Origin of the sequence: Nostoc cf. edaphicum LEGE 07299 (genome assembly GCF_015207245.1) — a bacterium.
In the GTDB taxonomy this organism is placed as follows: Bacteria; Cyanobacteriota; Cyanobacteriia; order Cyanobacteriales; family Nostocaceae; genus Nostoc; species Nostoc edaphicum_B.
Map to the genome: position 1 here is coordinate 1 of NZ_JADEXF010000226.1, position 6,383 is coordinate 6,383.

The window sequence follows — 6,383 nt, forward strand, 5'->3', positions numbered from 1 at the left end:
ACCAACAACTTTGCCCAGGATGAATTAGTCGAGGTTGAAGCACCAAAGGCTAAAGCACCGAAAAAATAGCAGCAAAGCTACAAGGGGGTTGTTTGATGCGATGATGAAGGGTAGTCTTAAAGTCTGAAGTATGAAGTCTGAAAATTTCAGTTCATTCATTCTTTGTCCTAGCCTACCCTAATCTACGAGAGCCGCCCTGCGGGTATTTACGGTTTCTTTTGGGTAGTAATACGAGCCATCTACGGCTATGTAAGTTACTACCCCATCTCTTCTTCCTCGATCCCTCAAATAAATCTTAATTGCCTGCTTAACTCAGCTTGAATGCCTGAACTGCCTGAAGTTGAAACAGTCCGAAAGGGTCTAAATCAATTAACCCTCAACCAAGAAATCGCGGGTGGAGATGTGTTGCTTGATCGCACCATTGCCTACCCGTTTTCTGTAGGTGAGTTTGTTAATGGAATTAAAAATAATGCGATCGCTACTTGGCATCGTCGCGGTAAATATCTCCTCGCCGAACTCTCCTCGTCTTCCGGCTGGCTAGGGGTTCATCTGCGAATGACTGGTCAACTATTATGGCTGGATAGAGATGAACCATTACACAAGCACACGCGGGTTAGATTATTCTTTGGGGATCGGCAGGAATTACGCTTTGTTGACCAGCGAACCTTCGGTAAAATATGGTGGGTTCCGCCTGGTGTTGCTGTAGAAAGTATTATCACTGGTTTGGCAAAACTGGCAGCAGACCCATTTTCACCCGAATTTACTGTTGAATATCTAGCAAGCAAACTCCAAAACCGCCGCCGTCCTATTAAGACTGCGCTACTGGATCAATCCGTGGTGGCGGGATTAGGTAACATTTATGCTGATGAAGCATTGTTTAAGAGTGGAATTTTACCTGAAACCTTGTGTATAGATTTGCAGCTAAAGCAAATTGAACTTTTGCGAACAGCGATAATTCAGGTGTTAGAAACCAGCATTGAGGCTGGTGGTACGACATTTAGTAATTTCTTAAATGTTAAAGGTACTAACGGCAACTATGGTGGTGTAGCCTGGGTTTATAACCGCGCTGGAGAACCCTGTCGAGTTTGTGGTACAGCAATTCAACGAATTAGGTTAGCTGGGCGATCTAGTCATTTTTGCTCCCAGTGTCAAACGTTACAGGGAGTCAGGAGACGCGATTAATCGCGTCTTTACAAGAGTTAGGAGTTCTACTCGGAACTCTTTTAAAATGCAGGTGAAAGACGTTACAAATTTTAGAGAGGAATTCATGGCAGTCAAAAAAGGTGATATGGTTCGCGCTGTGCGCGAGAAACTAGAAAACAGTCTGGAGGCTAAAGCTAGTGATGCTCGCTTTCCTTCTTATTTGTTTGAAACCAAGGGCGAAATTGTAGACATCAAAGGTGATTATGCCCTGATTAAGTTTGGGAAAGTGCCAACACCTAATATTTGGTTACGTGTAGATCAACTCGAAGAGTTTAAATAAGCAAAAAGAATTCAGGAGTCAGAATTCAGAAGTCAGAATAAATGCTGAATTCTGACTTCCGAATTCTTGTTAATAAAAATCGCATCTTAATTTATGTCTTTTTCCCCTAGCTCCCAAATTGTCTGTAATTTACCCCGTGTCACCATCGTGGGTGCGGGTAGGGTTGGCAGTACTTTAGCTCAACGCGTTGCAGAGAAAAACCTGGCAGATGTAGTTTTACTAGATATTATTGCGGGAATGCCTCAAGGTTTGGCGCTGGATTTGATGGAAGCTAGGGGAATTGAAATACATAATCGCCAGATTATCGGCACAAATAATTATGCTGATACATCTGGTTCCCAAATTGTGGTGATTACCGCCGGATTTCCCCGCAAACCAGGGATGAGTCGGGATGACTTGCTGAAAATTAATGCCAAAATTGTTGTGGAAGCGGCAAAAAATGCGATCGCTCATTCTCCCAATGCTATTTTTATTGTCGTCACCAACCCGTTGGATGTGATGACTTATTTAGCTTGGCAAGCAACAGGTTTACCACGCGATCGCATTATGGGTATGGCTGGTGTGTTAGATTCCGCCCGTTTTGAAACCTTCATTGCCCTAGAATTAGGCGTTTTACCTGCTGATGTCAAAGCGATGGTATTGGGTAGTCACGGCGATTTAATGGTTCCCTTGTCTCGTTATGCTACCGTTAACGGCATTCCCATCACTGAATTGCTAGATGCAGCCACAATTGAACGTTTGGTAGAAAGAACTCGGAACGGTGGCGCAGAAATTGTGGAATTGATGCATACGGGAGGTGCTTTTTTTGCTCCGGCATCGGCTACTAGTGTGATGGTAGAATCGATTTTATTAAATCAGTCGCGCTTACTGCCTGTGGCGGCGTATCTGCAAGGTGAATACGGTTTAGAAGATGTTGTGATTGGTGTTCCCTGTCGGTTGGGATGCGGTGGAATTGAGAGTATTTTGGAATTGACGCTAACTGATGAAGAAAGAGAGGGTTTGCATACTTCTGCTCGATCTGTGCGTCAAAATATTGAGCGATCGCAGGAAATAATTCGTAATTCGTAATTTGTATAAATAGCAGTCAAAATAAAAAGCAGTAGGTTCTAATCCCACTGCTTTATTTGTTATTCCAAAATTCATCACCTTATGAAAACCAATATCACCAGATTGGTTTTGCGTTAACGGCGGGAATCCTGATCTGCGGGGTCGCCGTAGGGATCTTCGCTGGCTGGGCGGATGTCACCAAACTCCCCTGTGTCTGCGGGGTCGCCGTAAGGGTCTTCGCTAGCTGGGCGAACATTGCCGTAAGACGAGATATCTGCGGGGTCGCCGTAGGGGTCTTCACTGGCTGGGCGGACATCGCCGTAAGATGAGATATCTGCGGGATCGCCGTATGGATCTTCGCTGGCTGGACGTACATCGCGATCGCGGAATTCGGCATCTTGATCGGCTTGATCCTTGTTCGACCCCAAAAGCAACTCCTTCGCCTTACGGAAAAATTCATCTACCATAATCTGTCTCCTGATTTAAGTTCGTGTTTCCGACGTGCGCGATCGGCGTTATCCTCCGGGAAACCCGCTTTCTTATTTACACACGCTTCGCTGATCTAGAGTGCCGGAGCTGCGGATGAAGTTAGACCAGTGAGATCGCGACCTGTGGCGCTGCGGTTATAGCCTTGGAATTCCCGATACTTTTGTGCTTCAGATTCTGGTACTCGAATTCCTTCTGCTGGTGGCGTTACCCAATGAGCGCGATGTTCAGCATCACGGTAATATACACGCCCGTTCTTGGAAAGATAGTATTTACCTTGCGCTCCTTCTTGTGGAGCATTCTTATGTTGGTTGTACATATAGTAAAGTGCCGCAGCTCCTGCCAAAAGCGCCACTTTTTGCCCTGTACCCAATCCTTTCTTAACTTCGGTTTGGCTTGCAGTCTTGCGATCGCTCACTGTTCTACCGACGGTATCATCAACAGGTGGTGGCACATTAGCTTTTTGGGAACCGCCTCCGCAGCTACTCAGCAAGGGAACCATTAACAATGCCGAAAGCAGCACTGCAAATAGACGCGAAACTATTTTACGTTCTTTATATATTGTGTTCATTGGATTTCGTTCTCACCTGTATTTGCTAAAAGCCTTGCTGTTGCAAAAACAAAGTTGGAATTCCTGTTATTTCGCTGGGATTTGAAAAAACATATACCACTCAATTTACAACTGCACAGCTAGAGCGTTTCTCTTTTATATTCATGGATTTTCTCAAGCATTCCATCCCGCCTTTGAGAGAAACTGCATTCATCCCAAGGAAATATATTTTTGATTTTTGATGAGTTTATTTAGCTGAAACGTCGAAATTTTCAGCAATTTCTCGGTTATTTTTTCTGCATAAATAATTTAGAAAGATACAGTTACTATGATGCTTTTTGCCAAAAAGTACACTCAATATGACATCAAAAAACACTAGCACTCGTCTTCTTTTGGCTTTGTGGGATTTAGGAGGAATGCAGCAGGAAGTTAAGAAGGGTCAACTCACTAAGCGAATTGTATCCAAAAGCCAAAAGGTAGCAGATTATCAGGGCATATTCGAGGAATTACAGAAGCAGGGTGCGATCGCAATTTCCAAAAAGGGATATTTTCTAACATCTGGGAAGGGTTTAGAGGTATTGGGTGAGGGTTTGAGAAGTGGCGATTTTAAGTTTGAAGGGACAATTGTTGGAACTTGGGCAGCGAATGCGTTGTTGCGGTGGATTAGTCAGATTGATGTTGCGGTAACTGGTGCAGATGTACCAGTTAATGGGAAGGGTGCAGCGGAGCTTTCCAAAGGAATCGCATCTTACGACGAGTTTAAATCTGTGGCGTTGGAAGTCTACGACAAGTTGAACTATGAGTACAACTTTAATAATCTAGTGCCCATTTATCGCATTAGAAGAGGAATTGGCGATCGCGTGAGTCGTACAGAGTTTAATGATTGGCTGCTGGAAACCCAAGCTAACGATATTTTGCAACTACAGGGCGGAACTGTAGAAGATAACGCACCTGACAAAATAGAAGATTCCATCACCACTGTATTAGATGGATTACGCTGCTACGCCAAGCTTCTCAAAGCCTAAACTTCCTTCTATTCCTCACTAAATGAATTTTACAATACTATGATTGCCACTACATCTACCATTGATGAACTAATTAGAAATCAAAACCCATTTGCAGGACATATTGTTGTCAGACCCCAACAGATATGGGGAAAAAGCTATCCCGATGTTCCTATAATTAATTCTCACGCTTCTAATGCAGTATTTGATGCGGTTGAACAAATTCGTAAAGGGAAACGTGAAACAGTAGGTATCACAATAACAGCTGAAAAGGGGTTAGGTAAAAGTCATCTTATAAGCCGTGTTCGCCATCACTTAGAAACAGAAGGCGATGCCTTATTTATTTACATGGGTAAGTATGACAGTCTGAATCAGATTAAGTATCAATTCCTGCAAGCTGTAGCTTCTAGCCTTAGAGCCTTTGGTGGTCAACAAGTAATGCAGTGGCAAGAAATAGCTGCTGCTTTAATTAATGAAGCTAAAAATTGTAACTATACACCACAGCAGTACATTAGTAATATTTACCCAAATTGGTTAAGCAAATACTCAACTAAGACAATTGATAGCTTAACAGAAGGTGTGTTGAAAATTAAGCCAAATATTACTAATCCTTATATAATTAGGGCTATTTTGTGGACACTTTCTACAGGACACGTTCACTATGCAAATTATTGGCTATCAGGTTTAGAAATCACACAAGCACAAGCTGATACACTAGGTTTACCAAATCATAAAAATTTAGATAGAGAAGCTGAAGCATTAAGTAATGTACGCCAGATTTTAGATATAACCAGCCATTATAGAGTTCCGGTGATTTGCTTTGATGAATTAGATATTGCAGAAATTTCCGACACAGGTTTTACAGCAGCACAGGTGATTGCAAACTTAGTTAAGGATTTGTATAACAATCTCAAAAAAGGTGTTTTCCTTTTAGCTATGTATCCTGAAACTTGGAATGAGCAAATCAGGACATTACCACAAGCTGAAGCAGTCGTTGATAGATTAGCAAGTGAACAAGCTGACAGGCAACCAATTGCATTAAAATATTTAAATTCTGATGATATTGTGGTTTTAGTTAGTCAATGGTTGCAAGATTTTTATAAGGAACATAAACAAACACTTCCTCATTCTCTTTACCCATTTAATGAAACTCAACTCAGAGAACTTGGTAAAAGTAGACCAACTGTTAGGTCAGTTTTAAAATGGTGTGCAGAGAATTTCACACCTCCCTTACCTTTAGGTAGAGAAATATTGCCTCCTCTGCCATCATCTGTAATACTGCCTCCACCAGCACCAGCCCCACATACAGTTCAACCGTATTTCGATAATGAATTAGCGAATGTAGAAGCTTCTATTGACTCATTAATGCAAGAAGAACTAACTATTAGTACTGCTCTTTGGATGGGCTTCAATAATTTAATAGGTAAAACGATTGAAGGAGTTACAATTGAAGCAATTGAAGATGTAGTAGCTAGAGCAGTAGATGAAGGATTTATCGATTTCAAAATTATCGGTAATAAGGGAAAGGTGAGGATTGGAGTAAGTATAGTTCAGCAAGATGGCACGTTTATAGGTGCTGCATTGAGGCGACTGATAGATTATAAAAAATTTGACCTCACTCGCGGTTGCTTGATACGTTCAAAGAATATTAATCCAGGTGCAGCTAAAGCTAGAGAACTTTTGACAAAATTGTTGAAAGAAAAGGGTGGAGAGTGGGTAGGCTTGCAAAGTAAAGACATTAAACCTCTTTTAGCTATATATTTCGTTTGCCGTGATATAGAGAAATATGAACTTACAGGTGAACAGATAGTGG

Annotated in this window: 7 protein-coding genes; 5 read left to right on the forward strand and 2 right to left on the reverse strand. The window is 42.0% G+C overall.

The window, feature by feature from the left end; genetic code table 11:
- Nucleotides 1–321 precede the first annotated feature (321 nt).
- From IQ229_RS08870 to mdh, 3 genes are all read left to right on the forward strand, one after another.
- Nucleotides 322–1,182, forward strand: coding sequence for a DNA-formamidopyrimidine glycosylase (locus IQ229_RS08870; protein ID WP_194042990.1), 861 nt, complete (start codon nt 322–324; stop codon nt 1,180–1,182).
- A gap of 85 nt (nt 1,183–1,267) precedes the next feature.
- Nucleotides 1,268–1,483: an NAD(P)H-quinone oxidoreductase subunit O gene (gene ndhO / locus IQ229_RS08875; protein ID WP_194042991.1), complete on the forward strand. Its 216-nt coding sequence runs from the start codon at nt 1,268–1,270 to the stop codon at nt 1,481–1,483.
- Between the two features lie 93 nt (nt 1,484–1,576).
- Nucleotides 1,577–2,551: a malate dehydrogenase gene (gene mdh, locus IQ229_RS08880; RefSeq protein ID WP_194042993.1), complete on the forward strand. Its 975-nt coding sequence runs from the start codon at nt 1,577–1,579 to the stop codon at nt 2,549–2,551.
- A 113-nt stretch (nt 2,552–2,664) separates the two neighbouring features.
- On the opposite strand, the gene IQ229_RS08885 is transcribed toward mdh, so the two are convergent.
- Nucleotides 2,665–2,997, reverse strand: a complete 333-nt coding sequence (locus IQ229_RS08885; protein WP_194042995.1) for a translation initiation factor — start codon at nt 2,995–2,997, stop codon at nt 2,665–2,667.
- A 95-nt stretch (nt 2,998–3,092) separates the two neighbouring features.
- The gene (locus tag IQ229_RS08890; RefSeq protein ID WP_194042997.1) at nt 3,093–3,587 is read right to left on the reverse strand and encodes a hypothetical protein; all 495 of its coding nucleotides are present in this window, start codon (nt 3,585–3,587) and stop codon (nt 3,093–3,095) included.
- Nucleotides 3,588–3,925: 338 nt separating this feature from the next.
- Between IQ229_RS08890 and IQ229_RS08895 the strand changes: the two genes are divergently transcribed.
- The gene (locus IQ229_RS08895; RefSeq protein WP_194042999.1) at nt 3,926–4,591 is read left to right on the forward strand and encodes a hypothetical protein; all 666 of its coding nucleotides are present in this window, start codon (nt 3,926–3,928) and stop codon (nt 4,589–4,591) included.
- Between the two features lie 39 nt (nt 4,592–4,630).
- Nucleotides 4,631–6,383 (forward strand): hypothetical protein (locus tag IQ229_RS08900; protein ID WP_194043001.1); only part of this gene is annotated, 1,753 nt, incomplete at its 3' end.

Coding starts and splice junctions, on each gene's coding strand:
- IQ229_RS08870 (WP_194042990.1), top strand. CDS start 322: ATGCCTGAACTGCCTGAAGTTGAAACAGTCCGAAAGGGTCTAAATCAA.
- ndhO (WP_194042991.1), top strand. CDS start 1,268: ATGGCAGTCAAAAAAGGTGATATGGTTCGCGCTGTGCGCGAGAAACTA.
- mdh (WP_194042993.1), top strand. CDS start 1,577: ATGTCTTTTTCCCCTAGCTCCCAAATTGTCTGTAATTTACCCCGTGTC.
- IQ229_RS08885 (WP_194042995.1), bottom strand. CDS start 2,997: ATGGTAGATGAATTTTTCCGTAAGGCGAAGGAGTTGCTTTTGGGGTCG.
- IQ229_RS08890 (WP_194042997.1), bottom strand. CDS start 3,587: ATGAACACAATATATAAAGAACGTAAAATAGTTTCGCGTCTATTTGCA.
- IQ229_RS08895 (WP_194042999.1), top strand. CDS start 3,926: ATGACATCAAAAAACACTAGCACTCGTCTTCTTTTGGCTTTGTGGGAT.